Raw genomic sequence first — 21,762 nt, 5'->3', positions numbered from 1 at the left:
CATCAAGGCTATGACATTTTTTGCTTTCATTCTGAAGTTTGCGATTTTCATCTTCGTTGCTTTCCTGATAATCATCTTATGGACGGTTTACTCATTCTATAAACAGCTGACACGCACACGCCGTCAGTTTAATCCTTACGACTACCAGCAGCAAGAGACAAACTCGACAGAGAATACCATTATCGACAACCGACCAATGGAGGAACGCCGCAAGCAGGTTATCCCTGACAGCGAAGGTGAGTATGTTGACTTCACTGAGGCTGATGACTCAGAGTCATAAAGAGACATAACACATGTTACATATATAGAAAATTAAGGGTGCATCAATGTTGATGTGCCCTTTTTCGTTGTATTTCAATACGGTGAAGACAGAGTGACAGGAGGACAGGATGAGCGGGGGTAGGGCATTGAAGACAGAATGACATAAAGAAAGAATATGCAGGATGCGTTCCAGTATCAGCCTCTTTGACATGTCAGGGCACAAGTGTAATGATGAATAATACAGGAGATGTGCATATGATCTCCACGCATTTATCGAAGATAACTGACTGAAAGTTTCTTTTCTTTTCTTTGTGTGAGTCCACTTTTTTATATATATTTGCAGCAGACACTTATAGTGCCAAGAAAATGCAACTGAGATTGGAACTATCGTTCCAGTTAACTTTATCAGATATGGAAAGATTTTTAGTCATCCTCCTCCTGTTCTGTACAGGACTTCGTGCCAGCGCACAATCAGTTTCCGGAAAGGTTCTTGACGAAAACAAGAAGCCTGTTCCCTATGCAAATGTCGTTATTCTTTCAGCCAGGGACTCTGCCTTCATTGCCGGTACGACAACCCTTGAAGACGGTAGTTTCAGCCTTAAAGATGCGGCTCCAGGCAGTATCCTCAAGGCATCCTTCATAGGCTTTGAGCCGTATTTCACGGTTCTTTCTGGACAGGAAGTACTGACGGTTATCCTGAAAGAGGATGCGCAGATGATGAAAGAGGTGGTTGTAAAGGGCAGTGTTCCCCTGCATAAGCTGACGGCAGAGGGTATGCAGACGAATATTGAGAACACCGTACTGAGCAAGCTCGGAACCTGCGAGGATGTCCTTTCACATATCCCGGGACTGACAAAGAAGAAAGATGGCTACGAAGTCTTCGGCAAGGGCGCACCTGTTATTTACATCAACGGGCGGCAGATGCGGGAAGCTACAGAACTTGAACGCCTGAAGTCGAGCGAAATCAAGAGCATTGAAGTGATTACCAACCCCGGTGCCAGATACGATGCAACGGTAAAAGCAGTAGTAAAGATACGTACAAAGAAAGCTGCAGGTGACGGATTCGGTTTCGATGTACGCTCTTCTTACTACCAGTCGGAGAATGTGGACCTTTCGGAACGACTCAACTGGAAGTACCGTCATAACCGTCTGGAAATCTTTGGCGGGCATAGCTATTCCCTTGATAATGGAAGCTATCCAAGCACCACGACTACGATAGTCCACGCTGACACGCTTTGGCGTCAGGAATTTACACAGGAGGTTACAGAGAAATCATCCAATTTCAAGAATACGATAGGAGCAGACTACCAGCTGAATGACAGCAACTCCGTCGGTATCCAATATACCCTCAACTTCCTCCACGAGTCTCCCCTGCCTTTTAAACTCAGCAGTGATGTAACAGCTGACGGAGCTTTCTATGATCATATCAACACCTTTGCCATGCGCAAGGAAACATACCGTCCTCCCCATTTCCTTAATATCTATTATGTAGGAAAGATAGGGAAAATGGACATAGACTTCAATGCAGACTACGTTTATAACAAGAAACGTGACCATACGACCTATAAGGAAGAAAGCAGCAACAAGACCAGCCGCACGGTTACTTCTGACAACCAGGAGCGGAACAGGCTCTTCGCTTCCAAACTGACCTTGGGTTATCCCGTTTTAGGAGGTAATCTGTCTGTGGGTGCAGAATATACCAACACGAACCGCAATGATGCATACATCAATCCCGAGAACTATGTCCCAACCTCATACGCACAGCTGAAAGAATCGAATATAGCTCCTTTTATGGAATACAAACACATGCTTCCTATCTGCCAGCTGACAGTAGGATTGCGGTGGGAAGCTGTACGCTTCAACTACTATGAGAACGGACAGCACATTGCAAATCAGAGCCGTTCGTTCAGCAACCTGTTCCCAAGCATCTCCGCTGCCACACAGATTGGAGATCTACAGATGCAGTTGAGCTATGCAGCAAAGACACGTCGCCCCTCTTACCGTCAGTTAAGCAACAACGTTACCTACGGTAACCGCTTTCTGATGCAGTCGGGTAATCCGCTGCTACAGCACGAATACATCCACGAAATATCCTTGGGAGCAATGTGGAAGTTCATCCAGTTCGGTGTTTCCTATAGAGACCGCCGCCATGCCATTGTGTTCTGGAGCGAGCAGGACAACCACAACTCCTCCGTCTCACGCATTACCTATACGAACCTTCCGAGCATCAAGATATTGTCTGCCCAGCTTTCCTTTGCTCCGACAATAGGCATCTGGACTCCCGAATTCAGCGCAGCAATGAAGAAGCAGTGGCTCACCTTGCAGACAAGGATGAAGACCTACAAACTGAACAAGCCTATTTTTCACTTCAGCTTCAATAATACGTTCAACTTCGGGCAAGGCTGGCTGTTGTCGATGGAGTCATACCTCGTCAGGAAAGGTGATGATGAGATTGGGGCATTAGCATGTAACACAGGGTCACTTGACATCAACCTGACCAAGTCATTCCTGAAGGACAGGCTGGCTTTCCGCATTGGAGGAACGGACTTGTTCCATACCCAGAAAGGTGGAGGAATCGGTTATACGGAGTCGATGGAAACAAAACAAGTCAGCACGTATGACAGCCGTCAGCTGGTTCTCACTGTTACCTATAAGTTCAATACTTCACGAAGCAAATACAAGGGGACTGGTGCCGGGCAGGCTGAGAAGAAGCGATTGTAAGACCCCCGCCTCTTATCTATACTATGGTTTCATCTCCTTTCCTCTCTGAAGAAAGGCTGTGAACAGTATGAGAAAGCGTGAACATGAGGCTGTCTGGCCTGTAGTTGGCTATAAAAGTAGGTATTCGAGAGGTGAAAGGATACATGCAGAAGTGGCGGATAAGGGCGGAAAAATGAATTATCTTCGTGAAGATAAGAATTTATTTTCACGTAAATTAATATTTTTCTTCATGAAAAGAAATATTTTTTTTCATGAAAATAATTCGGAGATGACGGTTTGTGAGATGACGGTGAGTTCTTTCCGAACAGACTTGTGCATGGGATGAAGGGGTGGGGAGAGGGCTTTCTATCCTCTTTGTCACAGTATTTCTTTTATTGTTTGACCGACTCATATAAAGGGAAAGTGCAGCTGCATGCGCTGAAGCTGACACCGTAATAGTTGATGATTAGCGGTTCTTGGTAATCATGTCTATGGAATCAGGACTTTTAACCTTGAACTTTCTTTCTCCTTATAAACCATTTCCTCTGATTTCTTTTCATAAAGAAAAATATCTTTGGTCGTGAAAATCATTGTTTCTTTTCACGAAGATAAATCAGTTTTCATCATGGATTATGAGAAAAGGATTCCTTTGATTGGCTATATTTCTTTGTTTTTATTGATACAATCAACTGGTAGATGAAATCTTCCTTGTCGTTTACAATGTTTTGCATGGGGATAATTCAAAAGCAGAAGGGTATGTGTTTGAACATGAAAAGGGGGTTGTATCAAATTGAAACCATTAATGATTTCTTTGAAACAACCCCTCTTTAGAATTTATAACTATCGACTTTGTGCTATGCTATAAGTAGCCAAAAACAATGTTATTACGTATTATTTTTACTGCTGTTGGGCACGGTAATTCTCCAATCCCTTATCAAGGAATTTAAGATAAGCCGGTACATCCTCCTTGAAACTGAAGCTGCCATTCAACGGCTTGCCTGCATTGTCTAATGGAACATAGAAAGGCTGAGCGAGATAACCGAACTTCGTCTGCTCCAGATAGCTCCACTTGTCACCCACTGTACGGAGTGTGCGGGATGTTCCATCAGGCAGTTTCACCTCTACCTGTTCCTTCAATGGTGTCTTGTCATCCACATAGAGCGAGATGAGGATGTAATCTTTCTTCAGTTTGTCAGCTACACGTGAGTCGGTCCATACGGATGCCTCCATCTTACGACAGTTGACACAACCGAAGCCAGTGAAGTCAACCAATACCGGTTTGCCCGCTGCAGCTGCAGCACGCATACCCTCATCATAATCGGTATAATCAGCATGTACGGTCTGTGGAGCAAGGTTGAAATCCTGTGTGTTGATAGGTGGTGCGAAGGCACTGACAGCCTTACAAGGTGCACCCCATAGTCCTGGAAGCATATAAACAGAGAATGCCAGTGAGCAAAGACCCAGCATGATGGCAGGTACAGGCATAGCTTTCTGTTCCAGGTCGTCGTGTGGGAACTTGAGTTTGCCAATGAGATAAAGTCCCAGCAGACCGAAGAGGACTATCCAAATAGAGAGGAATGTCTCACGGTCAAGAATGTGCCAGCCGTATGCGAGGTCAGCAACAGAAAGGAACTTCAGCGAGAATGCCAACTCAATGAAGCCTAATACGACCTTAATCATATTCATCCATGAACCAGACTTCGGTGCTTTTTTGAGCAAAGTTGGGAAGAGTGCAAAGAATGTGAAAGGCAGGGCAAGTGCCAAGGCAAAGCCGAACATTCCTACAGCCGGTGCTACCCAGTCACCACTTGTGGCTGCCTGAACAAGGAGAAGACCAACGACAGGTGCTGTACAAGAGAAACTTACCAGAGCCAAAGTGAATGCCATCAGGAAGATTGAGAGCAATCCTGTAGTGGCAGAAGCCTTATTGTCGACTGCATTACCCCATGATGAAGGCAGGCGGAGTTCAAACCATCCGAAGAAACTGAAGGCAAAAACCACCAGCAAAAGGAAGAAGAAGACATTGAACGGCGCATTGGTTGCCAGCTCGTTTAACTTCTGTGGACCAAATGCCCAGGTAACAAGCGTTGCCAAAGCCATATAGATGACGATGATAGACAAGCCGTATGTCACTGCATCACGGATTCCCTTCTTGCGGTCGTCCTTGGCACGCTTGAGGAAGAAGCTGACCGTCATTGGGATGATCGGCCATACACATGGGGTGAGAAGGGCGATGAAGCCGCCGATGATACCCATGAAGAAGATGCTCCAGAGAGAGCTGTTTTTGCTGTCCTTAGTGCTGTTGAATGCTGATAACTCCCTGATGACAGGTTGCCATAGGTTGGTATCAGAAGTTGTCTGTACGCTTGCCTGCTGTGTTGCTGCGGCAGTGTCCACTGGTAGGACATCTGCCTTTTTAGCCGTATCTGCCGGCATAGTGGAAAGTGCAGATAAACCATCAGCTGCTACATCAGTAGCAGCTGTCGGTGTTTTGTTGGTTTCAGCGTTGGCAGCTGTCGGCGCAGCTGCTGGTGCGGAAGCTGGTCCGTCGCCCTTGAAATTGAAGTTTTCCTGCATTGGCGGCATACACATTTCGTCGTTGCAGGCACCATATTCCAAGTAACCTTTTATGTTATAGGTCTTGGCTGTAATCTTGTAACGCTGAACGAAACTTACGTTATTCTCGAAATAGCGCAGCTTCATCTCGAAAGACTTGTCATAAACGTTCAGCTCCTTGCCACGGGCAGTGAGCTTCCCTACTGGTGTTACGCCCTCTGCCTTCTCTATGTGCAAAGACGCTGAAGTCGGTCCGTCAGCAGGAAGATTGGTCGAATAGACGTGCCACCCCTGGTCAATCTTGGCTGTGAAGACAACCTCTACCTCTGTTGGAGATACCTGCTTCTGTTGAACAGAGAAGTGAACAGGCTTTTGCTGCGCCATAGCTGTGAGGCTGAACAACAGCGTAAAGAGGAAAAGTAATGTATTTTTTCTGTTCATTGATTTGTACAATTAAAATTAGAACTGCAAAGATAAACAAATTATTTTTTATAACATTGAACAATATACAGATTAAATATTTATAACAGCTGAAGGCTCTATAATATGTCCGAATATTAACTTACAAGTAATAAGATTTAGTTATGTACTAACGTTCCGATGTCCTCGCCGTCCATAACTTTCTTCAGGTTGCCGACAACGTCCATGTTGAATACATAAATGGGCAGGTCATTCTCCTTACACATCGTGGTTGCGGTGAGGTCCATTACCTTGAGTCCTTTGGTGTAAATCTCATCATATGTGATTTCAGAGAACTTCGTTGCGATCGGATCTTTCTCCGGGTCAGCCGTATATATACCGTCCACACGTGTTCCCTTGAGCATTACGTCCGCCTCAATCTCAATACCACGCAGACTTGAGCCAGTGTCAGTAGTAAAGTAAGGACTACCCGTTCCGGCTGAGAAAATGCAGACGTAACCTGCCTCCATAGCCTCGATAGCCTTCCACTTGCTATAGAACTCACCGATTGGTTCCATACGGATAGCTGTCAGAACCTTGGCTTTCACGCCGGCAGCCTCGAGTGCCGAGCTGAGCGCAAGGGAGTTGATGACGGTTGCACACATACCCATCTGGTCGCCTTTCACACGGTCAAAGCCTTTCTGACTGCCACTCAAGCCACGGAAGATGTTGCCGCCACCGATGACAATACCAATCTGTACGCCCATTCCGTGTACTTCCTTAATCTGCTTAGCATAATCACTAAGACGTTCAGGGTCAATTCCGAAGCCCTGTTTTCCCATCAGACTCTCACCCGAGAGCTTCAAGAGTATTCTTTTAAATCTTGCCATTATTTTAGGATTTAGGATGTTGAGGGGGAGTTAGAGGAGTTAAATTCAGATGTACCATATAATGGCGAGTAGGGCATTTAGCAGAGGTTTTAAAATTCACTCTTCTAACGTCCTGACTCCTTTACTTCCCAAAGAACACCTTATTATATAATAAATTCTACTTCTTTGAACTGGTATTTACGTATCCTGCCACTCTTGTCACGTAGAATGAGATGCCCGTCGTCTTCCACCTCAACGATAGCTCCATCAAACTCGCCGTCGGCATCACGGAACTTGTGGAAGCCTCCACGCCGATACAGAGCTTCGTGATACATTGCGCTAATATCGTTATATCCGCCCATTTCCAACAGGTTGTAAAGTTCGGAGAACTTCTTGACAATCTTCTCCAACAGCTCTTTCTTGTCAACTTCATGCCCTAATATCTGACAGAGAGAGACGGGATTAGGTGCATCACTGTGGAACGCCTCCTGATTTACGTTCAGTCCCACACCGAAGATGCAGTCCTTGATACGTCCTCCAGCGAGCTTTGTCTCAATCAGTGTACCGCTCAGCTTCTTGTCTTTCCAATAGATGTCATTCGGCCATTTCAGTCGTATGTCATCCTTTACATAGTCTGTCAAAGCCTCTTTCAGTGCCAATGCTCCAGCTTCCGAGAGCAGGAACTGGCTGCGTACAGGCAGCATCGTCGGATGGACAAGCACCGAAAACAACAGGTTCTTGCCAGCTTCACTTTCCCATGTGTTTGTTCCCTGTCCTCGTCCTGCTGTCTGATAATCAGCAACAACAACCGTCATCGGCTCGTCGTCAGCAGGTGTATAAGTACGCAGAAAAGAGTTCGTACTGTCAACTGTATCCAGTCTTACGACATTTACTTCTCTTTCTTTCTCAACTACTGCAGGCTTGAAAAAGCCCAGTACGGCATCTATTATCTTCATTTATGTTCTGTTCTTTAGACGAAAGGAAGAAAGGCATCCTTCACATGACGCACTTCATTTGTTCCCTCAGGTTGTCCCACAACGGTGATGATGTCAAAGCGGATATCCAGACTGATGCCATACCGCTTGACGTACGCATTGGCTGCGATGGAGAGCGAACGCACCTTCTGTGGCGTAACAGCCTCGTCAGCATCAGCAAACTGCTCGTTCTTCCGTGTCTTCACTTCAACAATGACCAGCGTACCATTATCTATTGCGACAATATCAAGGTCACGATGGTGATAGTCCCAGTTACGGTGAAGAATGGCATATCCCAACTGCTGGAGATAGCTTGCAGCCACATCCTCGCCCCATTTGCCCAGTTCGTTATGGTATGCCATGCGTCTTTCTTACATTATTTACAGAAGTGAAGATGTTAAGGAAGTTAGAAAGCGTTAAGACGACTCTTTAGATGGTATCGTGGCAGCTTTCAGGTGAAACGAAGGTCTTGGCTAAACTCCTTCTAACTCTTTAAACTTCATGACTCCTTTCAGGATTGTGTATATATTATGATTCAGTGTACAAAGTTAGAATAATCTTTCGTAAAATCAAAATAAAACCCGTATTTTTGCAGCATGAGTACAGAAGAACAAACCAAGAAAGACCTATACTATATGCAGCGTGCATTGGCAGAAGCCGAAGCTGCCTATAAAGAAGGTGAAATCCCTGTTGGTGCCGTCATTGTCTGCCGTGACCGCATCATCGCTCGTGCCCATAATCTGACAGAGACGCTTAACGACGTTACTGCACACGCAGAGATGCAGGCAATAACCATGGCTGCCAACGAGTTGGGAGGCAAATACCTGCAGGATTGCACGCTATATGTAACGGTTGAACCTTGTGTTATGTGTGCTGGTGCCATCGGCTGGGCACAGCTCCGACGCATTGTTTACGGTTGTCCCGATGAAAAACGGGGCTACCATGAGTATGCACCCAAGGCTTTCCACCCTAAAGCCAACGTTACTTACGGTGTCATGGAAGAGGAATGTCGCACCTTGATGCAGCGGTTCTTCCAAGAGAGAAGGTAGGGGTCGAGGAGTTAAGGAGTGAAAGGGGGTGAAAGGAGTTAAGACATCACTTCTGTTCCTGATGCTAATTAAAGATATAGAAAGAAAGGAGGAAGGATTTTACCCATGCTCTCTACGAATATTAGAGGTAAGACCTAAGCAGCTGATAGATGCCCTTTTGACTTCTCATAGCTACGCTCCAGCGAATTATTTTCATGAAAAGAAATATTTTTTTCATGAAAAGAAATATTTATCATCACGAAAATAAATTATTATCTTCGTGATGATAATTCTTTTATAATGACCAGTCGCAGTCGTAAAGACATTCTTCTTACAGCCCGACGACCATCAATTGCAACTTATCTTACGTTTACTGCAATACCACGGCGTTGCATATCATGCGTCAATGGACGAATACGGGTGAGGAACTCTTTATAACTACGGCGTTCCGCCACACTCCATCCAGCTTCAGCCAAAGCGGCAGCACGTGGGAAAGCCTGATAGTAAATTCGTTCTGTTGAGTTGATACATTCACTCCAGAGCGTACCACTCACACCGAGCAGATTATCACGAACAAAGACGCTGTCCTGCCCCCATGCCGGGTCAAGACGATAAGTCTGTTCAAGCGTAGTAACCGGCATTCCCCAGTTCTTCTCGGGCATGTCGCCCCGCTGTTGCGGATAGTCAAGATAGCAGTGTTCACCCGGACAGAGCATAATCTTTGCCTTATTGCGTACGGCAGCATCAATTGCGGTCTTCGTCAAACCGTGTCGCCACGCATAAACCACACAACCCGGCTGGATGGTCTTGAACTCCTGTTCATACCAATACATCGGGGTCTTTCCCAATGACTGAAGTTTATTAATCACTCTATCGAAGAGATACTGCTGCAACTGCCAGCTCTCTGTATAGCCTTCTTTCTGCTTCAGTGCCGTACAAGCAGCACAATCTGACCACGCACCCAATGGTGGCTGGCCAGCCTCATCACCCCCCAAATGAACGTATGGAGCAGGGAAGACATCAGCTAACTCGGTCAATACATTATCGAGGAACTCATAAACAAACGGCTCTGCAGGACAAAGCAACTCATTACTTACACCACAAGTCAGACGGACAGGCACAGGTTTCTTGGCACAAGAAAGCTGTGGGAAACAGTGAACAGCAGCCACTTCGTGACCGGGGAGTTCAATCTCTGGAATCACCATAACATGATACTGGGCTGCAAAACGAACGAGCTCGCGCATCTGGTCCTGTGTATAATAACCGCTGATACGCTCCGGCATATCATCCATACCGACACGATCAGAACCTTTCTCGATGAGTTTTGGATATTTCTTTATCTCTATACGCCAAGCCTGATCATCAACTAAATGGAGATGGAGTGCATTGAATTTATAGCGTGCCATCTCAACGACAAAACCTTTCAGGTCTTCAAACGGAATGAAATGGCGCACTGGGTCGACCATCAATTCACGGATGGCTGTACGTGGTTGGTCAGCAATAAAGAGTGCAGGTATTTTTGTAGAACGTGCTGAAACACCATTGCCAATACACAGTTGTTCAAGTGTCATCAGTCCGTTGAACACGCCTGTAGCCGTGCGTCCTTTAATCGTTACTCCCTTTTCATCAACCTGCAAGGTGTAAGCCTCATCATTAGCAAGGGACTTGTCGAGTGCAAGGCGCACCATTGCTCCTGCCCCGTTACGTCCTTTCTTATATACTGTTCGTTCACCAAGGATGTTTTCAGCCTGTATCTTTTCATTACTCAGTTCCTGAGAAGCCTCTACGCCTACGACATCCTGCCATTTGAGAGGAAGGCGAGTTGAGTAGACTTCCAGCTTGAGCGGACGGGGCACAAGGATATTCTCCGGACCGCATACATTCTCAAACTTTGGAGCTGCAAAGAAGTTGCGCCAGCCTTGTGCGCTACGGTATGCCTTCTTTGCTTTTGCTGGAACGGTGAGTTTCACACGACTAAGGTCGATGCCATCAAAGGCATTGTCAGCACATACGGGAGGGGTTACTGCCGAAAGACGGACTTCACGAAGTCCACGACAATTAGCAAAAGCAAAGGTACCTATGCGTGTAGAGCCGTCAAACACAAGTTCTGTCAATTGCTTACAACTATTGAAAGCAGAAGCATCTACCACACGTGTAGTCGCTGGGAAATGTAGCTTTCCGCTGATTCCATCACAAGCAAAGAACGCCTGAGTCCCAATAGAATCGAGCTTAGGAGGAAGCGTCAGCGATGCCAGACGGTGACAAGAATGCATTGCGTTGCGAGGAATCACTGTACAGTCCGTCTGCGAAAGGTCGAGTACAGTTTCATTTACCTTCACATCGCGCAAGGTTCTGAAGTTCTGCGCATTAGCCGACTGACCTGATAAAAGACCAACAAAGAGTATTGACATACCCTTTCCTACATATCTCTTCCAAGTTGGAAAGCTGTTAAACTCGTTTTTTTTATTAATAAACAGCAGAGGTTTCTGCAGCAGATATGTCCAAGAGGTTACGCCTATTGTAGCCATTTTCTTGTTTGTTTTTAATTATGTAATACGATAGATTTTGGTTTTATCATCTAAACAGATACGGCAAAGATACGAATAAGATTCGAATAAAAGCTTTTCATTCTAAGAGAATGTGGAGGAAGGCAGGAGAATATTCCCCCGCTTTACATTCTCTCCATTATAGCTTAACACGTTAATAACCCTTTCTACTTTAAATGTAATCGTTTTCTATAAAGACTATAAACCGTCCACACCATTGGTGTTCACCATGCGCACCATTGGTGTTGCGCATCAGCACAATATGTGCTAAGCCTCTGCACGTTGATAAGAAAGTTGAAAAATGAATTGTAATGCTTCACCCTTAACATGGAGTAAAGGGACATATTGACAAGGCGTGTTGTCAGTATGATTTCAAACAACAAAAAAGAGGCCACAAACAGCCTCTTTTGTAATTATATTTCTGTCGGGATGACCAGACTCGAACTGGCGACCACTGGTCCCCCAGACCAGCATTCTAAACCTACTGAACTACATCCCGTCATGTTTTAAGCAGTGCAAAATTACTTACTTTCTGCGATATTAGCAAACTTTTGGACTTCTTTTTCTCCTATACCAAGTTTATTTTGTAATTTTGTCATGTAATAAATCTGCACTAAATACACATGCAATACGTCATAACTTGCCCCAGACTTGTTGATACCTGCATAACCCTTCCTGCGTCAAAAAGCATTAGCAATCGTGCATTGATTATTCATGCACTCACAGAAGGAGGAAGGATGCCTGAGAATCTGTCGGATTGTGATGACACGGAGGTTATCATCCGTGGGCTTGCAGGGCAGTCGGATATTATCGACATCAAGGCTGCCGGAACGGCAATGCGCTTTATGACAGCCTATTTGAGTGTAACAGAAGGTGAACACACAATAACAGGAACAGAACGGATGAAACACCGTCCGATTGCAATACTTGTAGATGCTTTACGTTATTTAGGTGCAGACATTAAGTATATCGGCGAGGAGGGCTATCCCCCACTCCACATCCGTGGCAGACAATTAGAGGGAGGGAGGCTGGAAATCCCGGGCAACGTCAGTTCGCAGTACATCTCTGCTTTGCTGTTGATTGCTCCTGTACTGACGAAAGGGTTAGAATTACAACTGACGGGTAACATCATCTCCCGACCCTACATAGACCTTACGCTGCATCTCATGCACGAGTTCGGTGTATCTGCTGAATGGACTGACATTGACACAATCAGTGTGAAACCGCAGCCTTACCAACAAAGAAAATACACGATAGAAAGTGACTGGAGTGCAGCAAGCTACTGGTATGAGATTCTTGCACTGACTGAAGAGCTCGGTTCAAAGTTTAATTTGCAGGGGCTGAAAGACGGTTCTCGACAAGGTGATTCGTCTGTCCGATACATCTTCTCACTGTTAGGTATCAAGACAGGCTTTGTCGACAATGGTTCCGACAAGTTGTCCGAAGCTGCTTTAACACGCCATTCATGTATGCTGAACAGGATGGACTACGATTTCACCAACCAGCCCGACCTGGCGCAGACTCTCATTGCCGTGTGCCCGATATTGGGGATACCTTTCCATTTCACGGGCTTACGAACCCTGAAAATCAAAGAAACAGACCGTATCGAAGCAATGAAGACGGAAATGGAGAAGCTGGGCTATATCCTTCATGAGACTGACGGGTCGGAACTGTCGTGGGATGGCGAACGCTGCGAGCCGATGAAGCAGCCAGTCATCGACACCTACGAAGACCATCGTATGGCAATGTCATTTGCGCCACTGGCTATCAAGCTGGGGGAAATACGCATCAACAATCCGGAGGTAGTGTCAAAATCCTATCCCCATTACTGGGACGACCTGCGCAAAGCGGGGTTCCATATAGAGCAAAGGGATTAATCGTCCGTTACATAGCTGACTCATAAAAAGAACAAGAAAAGAATGGATATATTTATCATCGGCATAGGCTCTCTCCTGGCATTAGCCATTATTGCAGCCATCGCAACAAAGTTCACCAAGAAGAAAGAGGGTGAGCCAGATGTTGTAATGCCTGAATCGGGCGACTGCTCTTCCTGTGACGGTACGGACGAGAAGTGTGAACAGGTGTGCATGATGGAGGCTGCGACACGAGACATAGAATATTATGACGACGAAGAACTCGATCGTTTTCGTGGCAGACAGTCCGACCAATATACTGACGAAGAGGCTGAAGAGTTTGCAACTGTCCTCTATACGATGCAGCCACACGAAGCGAAAGGCTGGAACAGGAGTCTTATCCTGCGGGAAATCAACGTTCCGAACCAGATAAAGGATGAGCTGATAACGATGATAGAAGACTAAGCCCCACCCCCTGTATGTCACACATTCTGAGCCATCGCTTCAGAACGAACAACAAATGAAACGTGAAGAAAAAAACAACAAGACATATTATCCCCTTTCTGTTGGCAATCGTTGTATTGACGGTTGTCAGCTGCTCAACGAAAAACAATACCTCGCAATCGCGCTGGTGGCACGCCTTCAACACACGCTACAACGTCTACTATAATGGCGCACAGGCTTATATTGACGGCTCACTTGAAAAGGAGAAAGGAAACAAGGATAACTTCACGGAACTCATCCCGCTCTATACTGTCGGCAACAAGAACAGCCGAGACCTGGGAAAGAGCAACTTTGACAGGGCAATAGAAAAGGCAGAGAAGGCGATTGCCAAACACAGTATAAAGAAGAGACCGGAGTGGACAAAGAGCAGAAGAAAGACTGAACGTGACATAGAATGGCTGTCACGCCGTGAGTATAACCCCTTCCTCTGGAAAGCGTGGATGCTTATGGGGCGTTCACAGTTCCACAAAGGTGCCTTTGAAGAAGCCGCAGCTACCTTCGCCTATATGAGCCGCATCTACAAAGGACAACCTGCTATTTACGGCAAAGCAAGGGCTTGGCTGGCAAAATGCTATATAGAACAGGACTGGCTCTATGACGCTGAAGACATCATCCGTAATATGCAGCGCGACTCTTTGGACTGGCGGGCTGTCAAAGAGTGGGACTATACTTATGCCGATTATTACCTGCATTCGGGTGAGCTGGAGAAAGCTGTTCCCTATCTACAGAAGGTTATCAAGCATGAAATGCGCAAAAAGCAGAAAGCCCGTGAGCTGTATCTGCTCGGACAGGTATTGGTTTCACTTGGAAGAAACGAAGAAGCCTATAGAGCCTTCCAACGTGTCATCCGCACCAATCCTCCTTATGAGCTGGAGTTCAATGCACGTATTGCACAAACGGAAGTAACGGCAAAAGGGCAGACAAAGAAGATGATCAGTAAACTGAAATACATGGCTGCTTCAGATAACAACAAGGAATATCTTGACCAGGTGTATTATGCTATGGGCAACATCCATCTCGCAGCCCGGGATACACTTGCAGCCATCAATGCATACGAACAGGGCAACAAGAAGGCTACCCGAAGCGGCATTGAGAAGGGCGTTCTGCTGCTACACCTCGGCGATCTCTATTGGGCAAAGGAACGCTTTGGTGATGCAAAGCGATGCTATGGAGAAGCTATCGGACTGCTTGACAAGGATCGCAAAGACTACGAGCAACTATCTGAACGCTCAAAGATTTTGGACGAATTAGCTCCTTATACAGACGCAGTACAACTCCAAGACTCTCTCCAATATCTTGCAAAATGTCCTGAAGAGGAACGCAATGCAGCGATTGACCGTGTTATAACAGCACTCAAGAAGAAAGAAAAAGAAGAAAGAAGTCTGCAGGCTGGGATGAACAATGGGCAGCAACAGGGCATGAATGGTGATTTGGGAAACAACAATCTTGGATCCATCAAGCCCAGAAACAATAACCGACAGCAGGAAAGCACATGGTATTTCTATAACCCGACAGCTGTACAACAAGGTAAAACGACTTTCCAACAGCTGTGGGGAAGACGGGAAAACATTGACAACTGGCAACGCATCAACCAAAGCGTTGTGGGAAGAATCGGCAACGCCAATATCCCAAATGAACCTACCGACCAACAAAGGGATTCTATCATGCTGGCTGAAGCACGACAGGATTCTATTGACAATGCAGCCGATTCGCTGAAAAACAATCCACACAAACGTGAGTATTATCTGACACAGATTCCTTTCACAGCAGAACAGTTGGAAGCAAGCAACAAGATACTGGAAGATGGGTTGCACCATTCCGGCGTTATTTTCAAGGACAGACTCGACAACCTTCGATTAGCAGAAAAGGCACTGCGACGTGTGAGCGATAACTATCCCGATTATGAACAGATGGATGATGTGTACTATCATCTCTATCTCCTCTACATGCGTAAGAACGAACCACAGCTGGCAGAAAACTATGTTACACGGCTAAGTCAGAAATTCCCGACCAGTAAGTGGACTGCTCTCCTTACTGATCCATACTATAAGCAGAACCTTCGTTTTGGCGTACAGATAGAAGATTCCCTTTATGCAGCGACATACGAAGCCTTCAAGCAAGGACGATATAACGAGGTAGCTGGTAATTCCCATATCTCTGAATCACGTTTCCCGATGGGTGCCAACAGGGACAAGTTCCTCTTCATCGGAGGATTAGGTAAGCTGAACAACGGCGACCCTACGGGTTGTGTCAACGACATGAAGAAGGTTGTGGAGAAGTATCCAAGCAGTCGTATAAGCGAAATGGCGGGTATGATTGTCAATGGTGTACGGGCTGGAAAGAAACTGCGTGGAGGCAAGTTCGACCTTGACGACATCTGGAATTATCGTTCAAATGTGCTGAACGATAGCGATAGCATACAGAAAGCCAAGCTGTCTTCAGAACGTGACATAGATTTCAAGTTCCTGCTTGTCTACCATCCCGACTCACTGAAGGAGAACAAGCTGCTGTTCGAACTGGCTCGTTTCAACTTCACGAACTTCCTCGTCCGTAACTTTGAGATTGAAATAGAAGATCTTAACGGTTTACATCAGATGCAGGTATCGGGCTTCCGCAGCTTCGATGAAGCATATCAGTACGCACGCCAGCTGTTTGCTTCACAAGCGGTTGTACAGCAGATGGGCAAGACGGCAAAGGGTGTCATCATCAGCGACAAGAACCTCAAACTGATTGGAACGACCTACAGTTACAAGGACTACGAAGCGTTCTATGCAAAGCATTTTGCCCCACTGACAGTGACACAAAGATATTTACTCAGTGAGCCGGCAGAGGTTGCAACACCACGTGAACGTGACATACAGGAAGAGATTGAACAGAAGCACGCAAATGACCCTGACCTCTACCCCGACACGCAGGACGTACCTGTTGACAACACAATGACCATCCCATTGGAGGAAACCAAGCCTACGAAGACGGAGCAGAAGGTGATTGAACAGAACAATAACACCTTTGAGATTCCCGTTGAGGACAAGAAGTCGACTGTAAAAGAAAAGAAACCAGCAACGGAGAAGCAACCAGCAACAGAAGAAAAGAAGCCCGTAACAGAGGAGAAAAAGCCTGCACTGGATGACAACAGTACATACTTCATACCAGAAGAGGAGCCGGCTAAGCCTGTTGTCCCCGTAACACCGGTGAATCCTACAGCCCCTGTCACACCGAACAGGCAGACGACGCCAGTCGTACCTGCAAAGCCCACGACTCCTGCAGCACCTGCAAAGACAACAAAGCCAGCTGCTACAGACAAGCCTGCGAAACCTTCTACGCAAAAACCTCAGACTGTTCCTGTACAGAAGAAGAAAACAGTAGATGACGGTCCGATTATCTACTTCGGTGATGACGTTCCTCAACAGAACAAGACAAACAACAAGAATAACAAAAAGAACCAGCCCATCCAGAACAACATCGAAGATGAGTACTACGACCTGGAGGGATTCTAAGGAAAGGAGATAACAGATATGAGCAACGGTTTGTTACTTTGGGTAGATGATGAGATTGAACTTTTAAAGGCACACATCATCTTCCTTGAAAAGAAAGGATATGAAGTAGTGACGGTCAGCAATGGTTCTGATGCCATCGACCAATGCCAGACACAGACCTTCGACCTCGTCCTGCTGGATGAGCAGATGCCCGGCTTGTCTGGTTTAGAGACACTGCAACGTATAAAGGAGATTCAACCAGCCACACCCATTGTCATGGTGACGAAGAGTGAAGAGGAGAACATTATGAACCAGGCTATCGGTGCAAAGATTGCTGATTACCTCATCAAGCCTGTCAACCCCAACCAGATTCTCCTCACACTGAAGAAGAATATCCATCAGAAGGAGATTGTCACGGAAGTTACACAGAGTAGTTATCAGCAGAACTATCAGCAGATTGCGATGCAGATAGCCGACTGTCGCTCTTTCAACGACTGGACAGAAGTATATCGGAAGCTCGTGCACTGGGAACTCGAACTGAGCAGTGCAGACAGCAATATGACTGAGATGCTGAAGATGCAGAAAGAAGAAGCCAACAATGGTTTTGCCAAATACATCGCAAAGAATTATCTTGACTGGGTCGCACCACAGGATAACAAGCTCAACAACAGCTTCTCCAAACTGGCTGGAAAGAACAAGAAATCGCAAACCAACAACGATGACAACCATCCGTTGCTCAGTCCGGACATCTTCAAGCGCAAGGTGTTCCCGCTCATTGACAAAGGTGAAAAGGTTTTTCTCATTGTCATCGACAACCTCCGACTCGACCAATGGCGCATTCTCTCTAAGGAGATTGGTGACATGTTCGACATCGAGGAAGACCTCTATATGAGTATTCTCCCGACTGCCACACAATATGCCCGTAATGCTATCTTCAGCGGTCTGATGCCGAAGCAGATAGCAACGATGTTCCCCGAGCTGTGGGTTGACGAAGACGAGGAAGAAGGCAAAAACCTCAACGAGGAACCACTCATAAGGACGCAGATAGAACGCTATCGCCGACACGACAAGTTCTCCTATCACAAGATCAACGACTCTGTCGGTGCCGACAAGTTCATGCAGCAGTATAACAACCTTGCGCAGAACGACCTCAATGTCCTTGTGGTCAACTTCGTCGACATGCTTTCCCACGCCCGCACAGAGATGAGAATGATACGAGAACTGGCAAGCAACGAAAGCGCATACCGCTCTATTACGCTAAGCTGGTTCCAACACAGCGTACTGGCAGAAGTCTTCAAGGAGCTGGCACAGTCTGACTATAAGGTCGTCATTACAACTGACCACGGCTCTATCCGCACCACCAATCCAATAAAGATTATCGGTGACCGCAACACAAACACCAATCTGCGCTATAAGTTAGGAAAGAACCTGAACTACGATGCACGTCAGGTATTCGCCATCAAGAATCCCCACCTTGCACAGCTGCCTGCGCCTAACCTCAGCACAAGCTATGTCTTTGCAACTGGTGACTCGTTCTTTGCCTATCCGAACAACTACAACTATTACGTTTCCTATTACAGGGATACATTCCAGCATGGCGGTATCTCAATGGAAGAAATGATTGTGCCATTGGTGACACTCAGCCCGAGGAAGAGGTAAAAAGCCTCCTCAGGGAGGGGTGACTTCCACAAAAGTTCTCTACAAGATAAGACAGGGAGTTTATCTTATAAGGGAAAGGATATTCAATCAAACAAAGATTGGTTGTGGAAGAAATATTCGGACATAAGAGTCTATAAAGCTATCAAAGACTTATAGGAACATATTGATTGCCAAGCTACTCACAACCAACTATCGTATAAAACAAAACAAAAAGAAGACAATATGGAAATTACTATCAAAAACCTCGACACCATCCACGAGGCGGCAAAGGAATTTGTCAAAGGGATGGGCGAAGGAAAGGTATTCGCTTTCTACGGAAAGATGGGAGCTGGAAAGACCACATTCATCAAGGCACTTTGCGAAGTCTTAGGTGTTGAGGATGTCATTACCTCTCCCACCTTTGCCATCATCAATGAATATACTGACGGCAATGATGAACCAATCTACCACTTCGACTTCTATCGTATCAAGAAGTTGGAAGAGGTTTATGACATGGGTTATGAGGACTACTTCTACAGCGGCAACCTCTGCCTGCTTGAATGGCCGGAGCTTATTGAGGAAATCCTCCCCGAGAATGTCGTGAAGGTTACGGTTGAAGAGCAGGCTGACGGCACCCGCAAGCTGAGCTGCTAACCATAGACAGCAAGCCATCACCATGCAGAAGCAGATAACAACATGTAGGGAAACACGGTCCACATACCCGTAAATTAAGTTCAATGACGGACACAGGAGCCATGCTTCCCTGTTTTTTGAAGCCACAAACATCAAACATGGAAAAATATAATATCATACACCACAGAGGCATCGCCATAGTATTATTATTACTCTGCCATCTTAACCTGTCGGCACAATATGCCAACTTTCAGTATAATACCGAATTATGCGACTGTACGGCACTATTCGACTCAACCAAATACACAAGACAACAGTTACAAAACACCTTTGAATATTTATACAGCAGACAGGCAATATATGTAAATTTCTATGCTCTTGACAGAGATAAAGAGCCAAAGGAACTCTTAGATTTGCTCAAGAAAGAATACAAACAAAAAATAGACATTCTCGAGCACTACGAATTCGTAAACGTCCCCTTTTGGCAAGAACAAAGAAAGGAAATGATAAGACACATCAATAATTACTACGAACTCAGTAGAGTTACCATCCAGGCACGCATCAATCCTTCAGTTCTTTTCAACTACAAACTGGTAGACAATGACTGCAAATTCTACCGTAATGCACTTGTTGCAGGAGGAAGACAACTGCTCAAGGCATGGTCAATTCTGAATGAAAGACAGAAAAAGAAAAACGGATCACCAGAAAACCTACAGCTTATTTATGAAGAAAGATACAACTCACCCAACAGGATGAAATATGCACGAGAAGAGGTTATGACTTATGGCTGGTGGAATAGTGCCAATGCCCTGTTGCCAGACGTCAGTTATGAAGGCATTGAGAAGAACTTTAACAAACTGCTCAAAAACATCAACTGCGATTGTGATGAGCCGTGATGAAATCCTAATGGGGAGGTTCTTGCTGTTTTAGATTTACTATCCTGGTGGTGTACAGCAAACTGAGTGTGACGAAAGCTGCACCTATCGCCAGTCCCACATACTGAACGTTGTGAAGCAAGGTAAGGATGATTTCTGATTCAGTCCCATTGATATATCTATCGAAGATAGTAGGCAATGTGAAACTTGCAAGCGTCACTATACAGCCCAAAACAACACCGACAGCAAGCAGTTTTAGCGACATCAGTTTGTTCTTTCGGCTCTCCGCACGTTGATATGCCTTAACTTCTTCGATGAGTTCCATCTGTCGTTGCAGTCTTTGCATGAAGGCATTGTCATCCGACAGGTGTGGATGATAGTCCACCAGTAAGTCTTTTAAGAATTTATCTTCGTTCATCTTTCCAATAAGTGTTTAAGTTGTTCCCGTCCTCGTGAGAGCTGTTTCTTGATTGCATCCTCACTGTTGTCGGTTATCTCTGCAATCTCTTTTATCTGATAACCCTGCATATAATAGAGCAAAATACTTGTACGCATTGTCTCCGAGAGCGTTGCCAACGCAGTGTGTAGTTCCTGATAGCGGAAGGCATCGTCACTCTTACTGTTTCCTTGGAGCGTGGCAGCCTTCTCGATGGGTAGTTCCTGCTGGTGCTTCTGTTTGCGGCGTGAGTCTATGAAGACACGATAAGCTATTTTCATCAGCCAAGCCGAGAACTGCCCCCGTTCATCGTATTGACTGCTACGAAGGTAGGCTTTGATGAGCGTCTCTTGAGCAATATCGTCAGCTTCAGCACTGTTGCCGCAGCATAAAGCCGTCAGGAACCGGCGTAGATGTGCCTGTTCCCGACTGACCTGTTCGACGAATTGTTCTCTTGTCATAATAACCTAATCGTTGTCTTTCAAGTTTTCCAAAGTCTTTTTGGCACTGTTGTAGGCGGCTAACAGCCCGCAGCCTACTGCCAATGGGACAACGCCAAATATAGAGACTATAGGGAAAAATTTTTCAACATAAACTTGCAAGATGCTCAGAGTTATGATAACTGAAATGGTTACGATACCACCTATAAGGCAAATTGTTCCCCAAAGAAGTTCTTGGTGCATTTTTGTCATCAGTTGCTCTTTATATGATTTCTTTGGAGGGTTCAGTTTGTTGAGGAACTCCTGCACGTCAACCTCAGGGTTCTTTTCAATGACAGCCATAACAATCTCACTTCTTTTGTCTGTTTCGTGTTGTTTGTTACGATAAGTGAGCCAGACTATTACGATTGGAAGGACTACTACAATTGCTATTGGAATGAGATTTTCAATAAGTGAATTTAAAATTACAGGATTCATAATCATTTATTTTTAATATGTTATACATTTTAGTTTTCTTTCTGAACCGATTCACTTGTATAACGTCATTGGTTTGTAAAAGGTGACATTGAAAGGC

General features: G+C 45.6%; 18 protein-coding genes and 1 tRNA gene. 10 read left to right on the top strand and 9 right to left on the bottom strand.

Translation table 11 applies throughout. The features are described from left to right. Positions 1–10: 10 nt before the first annotated feature. The 3 genes from ADJ77_RS04145 (at position 11) to ADJ77_RS04135 (ending at position 3,307) form a co-directional block, all read left to right on the top strand. Positions 11–280 carry a DUF4834 family protein gene (locus tag ADJ77_RS04145; protein WP_025077551.1) on the top strand — a complete coding sequence of 90 codons (270 nt, stop codon included), beginning with the start codon at positions 11–13 and terminating at the stop codon, positions 278–280. Positions 281–672: 392 nt separating this feature from the next. Beyond that, entirely contained in the window at positions 673–2,982 is a 2,310-nt protein-coding gene (locus tag ADJ77_RS04140; protein ID WP_050696054.1) for an outer membrane beta-barrel protein, read from the top strand. 67 nt (positions 2,983–3,049) lie between these two features. Beyond that, on the top strand, positions 3,050–3,307 hold the full coding sequence (locus ADJ77_RS04135; protein ID WP_025077552.1) for a hypothetical protein: 258 nt from the start codon (positions 3,050–3,052) through the stop codon (positions 3,305–3,307). A gap of 551 nt (positions 3,308–3,858) precedes the next feature. Here the strand turns inward: ADJ77_RS04135 and ADJ77_RS04130 are convergent. The 4 genes from ADJ77_RS04130 to ADJ77_RS04115 all read right to left on the bottom strand — a co-directional run bounded on the left by ADJ77_RS04130 (position 3,859) and on the right by ADJ77_RS04115 (position 8,121). Further along, positions 3,859–5,958, bottom strand: coding sequence for a protein-disulfide reductase DsbD family protein (locus tag ADJ77_RS04130; RefSeq protein WP_050696053.1), 2,100 nt, complete (start codon positions 5,956–5,958; stop codon positions 3,859–3,861). Positions 5,959–6,095: 137 nt separating this feature from the next. Then, the gene (gene pyrH / locus ADJ77_RS04125; RefSeq protein WP_050696052.1) at positions 6,096–6,806 is read right to left on the bottom strand and encodes a UMP kinase; all 711 of its coding nucleotides are present in this window, start codon (positions 6,804–6,806) and stop codon (positions 6,096–6,098) included. A 143-nt stretch (positions 6,807–6,949) separates the two neighbouring features. Further along, positions 6,950–7,741, bottom strand: coding sequence for a biotin--[acetyl-CoA-carboxylase] ligase (locus ADJ77_RS04120; RefSeq protein WP_025077553.1), 792 nt, complete (start codon positions 7,739–7,741; stop codon positions 6,950–6,952). A gap of 14 nt (positions 7,742–7,755) precedes the next feature. Next, on the bottom strand, positions 7,756–8,121 hold the full coding sequence (locus ADJ77_RS04115; RefSeq protein ID WP_025077554.1) for a YraN family protein: 366 nt from the start codon (positions 8,119–8,121) through the stop codon (positions 7,756–7,758). Between the two features lie 234 nt (positions 8,122–8,355). Here ADJ77_RS04115 and ADJ77_RS04110 point away from each other — a divergent pair, with 234 nt between their 5' ends. Next, positions 8,356–8,808: a nucleoside deaminase gene (locus tag ADJ77_RS04110; RefSeq protein ID WP_025077555.1), complete on the top strand. Its 453-nt coding sequence runs from the start codon at positions 8,356–8,358 to the stop codon at positions 8,806–8,808. A 338-nt stretch (positions 8,809–9,146) separates the two neighbouring features. Here the strand turns inward: ADJ77_RS04110 and ADJ77_RS04105 are convergent, their stop codons facing one another. Then, positions 9,147–11,315 carry a family 20 glycosylhydrolase gene (locus tag ADJ77_RS04105; protein WP_050696051.1) on the bottom strand — a complete coding sequence of 723 codons (2,169 nt, stop codon included), beginning with the start codon at positions 11,313–11,315 and terminating at the stop codon, positions 9,147–9,149. A gap of 442 nt (positions 11,316–11,757) precedes the next feature. Then, positions 11,758–11,832 (bottom strand) — tRNA-Pro (locus ADJ77_RS04100). 124 nt (positions 11,833–11,956) lie between these two features. Between ADJ77_RS04100 and ADJ77_RS04095 the strand changes: the two genes are divergently transcribed. The 6 genes from ADJ77_RS04095 to ADJ77_RS04070 all read left to right on the top strand — a co-directional run bounded on the left by ADJ77_RS04095 (position 11,957) and on the right by ADJ77_RS04070 (position 20,333). Continuing rightward, positions 11,957–13,210, top strand: coding sequence for a 3-phosphoshikimate 1-carboxyvinyltransferase (locus ADJ77_RS04095; protein WP_025077556.1), 1,254 nt, complete (start codon positions 11,957–11,959; stop codon positions 13,208–13,210). Between the two features lie 42 nt (positions 13,211–13,252). Beyond that, positions 13,253–13,651 (top strand): hypothetical protein, encoded by a 399-nt coding sequence (locus ADJ77_RS04090; RefSeq protein WP_050696050.1) that lies wholly within the window; start codon positions 13,253–13,255, stop codon positions 13,649–13,651. Between the two features lie 62 nt (positions 13,652–13,713). Continuing rightward, complete coding sequence (gene porW, locus ADJ77_RS04085; RefSeq protein ID WP_025077557.1) at positions 13,714–17,187, top strand: type IX secretion system periplasmic lipoprotein PorW/SprE; 3,474 nt, start codon at positions 13,714–13,716, stop codon at positions 17,185–17,187. Between the two features lie 18 nt (positions 17,188–17,205). Next, a complete protein-coding gene (gene porX / locus ADJ77_RS04080; RefSeq protein WP_025077558.1) occupies positions 17,206–18,825 on the top strand; it encodes a T9SS response regulator signal transducer PorX in 1,620 nt (539 codons plus the stop codon). Between the two features lie 222 nt (positions 18,826–19,047). Beyond that, positions 19,048–19,458: a tRNA (adenosine(37)-N6)-threonylcarbamoyltransferase complex ATPase subunit type 1 TsaE gene (tsaE, locus tag ADJ77_RS04075; RefSeq protein ID WP_025077559.1), complete on the top strand. Its 411-nt coding sequence runs from the start codon at positions 19,048–19,050 to the stop codon at positions 19,456–19,458. Positions 19,459–19,595: 137 nt separating this feature from the next. After that, positions 19,596–20,333, top strand: a complete 738-nt coding sequence (locus tag ADJ77_RS04070) for a hypothetical protein (protein ID WP_050696049.1) — start codon at positions 19,596–19,598, stop codon at positions 20,331–20,333. Between the two features lie 7 nt (positions 20,334–20,340). On the opposite strand, the gene ADJ77_RS04065 is transcribed toward ADJ77_RS04070, so the two are convergent. The 3 genes from ADJ77_RS04065 to ADJ77_RS04055 are packed head-to-tail and all read right to left on the bottom strand — an operon-like array spanning position 20,341 to position 21,665. Beyond that, a complete protein-coding gene (locus ADJ77_RS04065) occupies positions 20,341–20,730 on the bottom strand; it encodes a hypothetical protein (RefSeq protein WP_025077561.1) in 390 nt (129 codons plus the stop codon). After that, the gene (locus tag ADJ77_RS04060; protein WP_025077562.1) at positions 20,727–21,209 is read right to left on the bottom strand and encodes an RNA polymerase sigma factor; all 483 of its coding nucleotides are present in this window, start codon (positions 21,207–21,209) and stop codon (positions 20,727–20,729) included. Before ADJ77_RS04060 ends, ADJ77_RS04065 begins: the two co-directional genes overlap by 4 nt. A 6-nt stretch (positions 21,210–21,215) precedes the next feature. Then, positions 21,216–21,665, bottom strand: a complete 450-nt coding sequence (locus ADJ77_RS04055) for a hypothetical protein (protein ID WP_025077563.1) — start codon at positions 21,663–21,665, stop codon at positions 21,216–21,218. Between the last annotated feature and the right edge of the window lie 97 nt (positions 21,666–21,762).

The organism is Prevotella fusca JCM 17724 (genome assembly GCF_001262015.1).
GTDB lineage: Bacteria > Bacteroidota > Bacteroidia > Bacteroidales > Bacteroidaceae > Prevotella > Prevotella fusca.
This window is presented reverse-complemented; position numbering and strand designations above follow the sequence as displayed.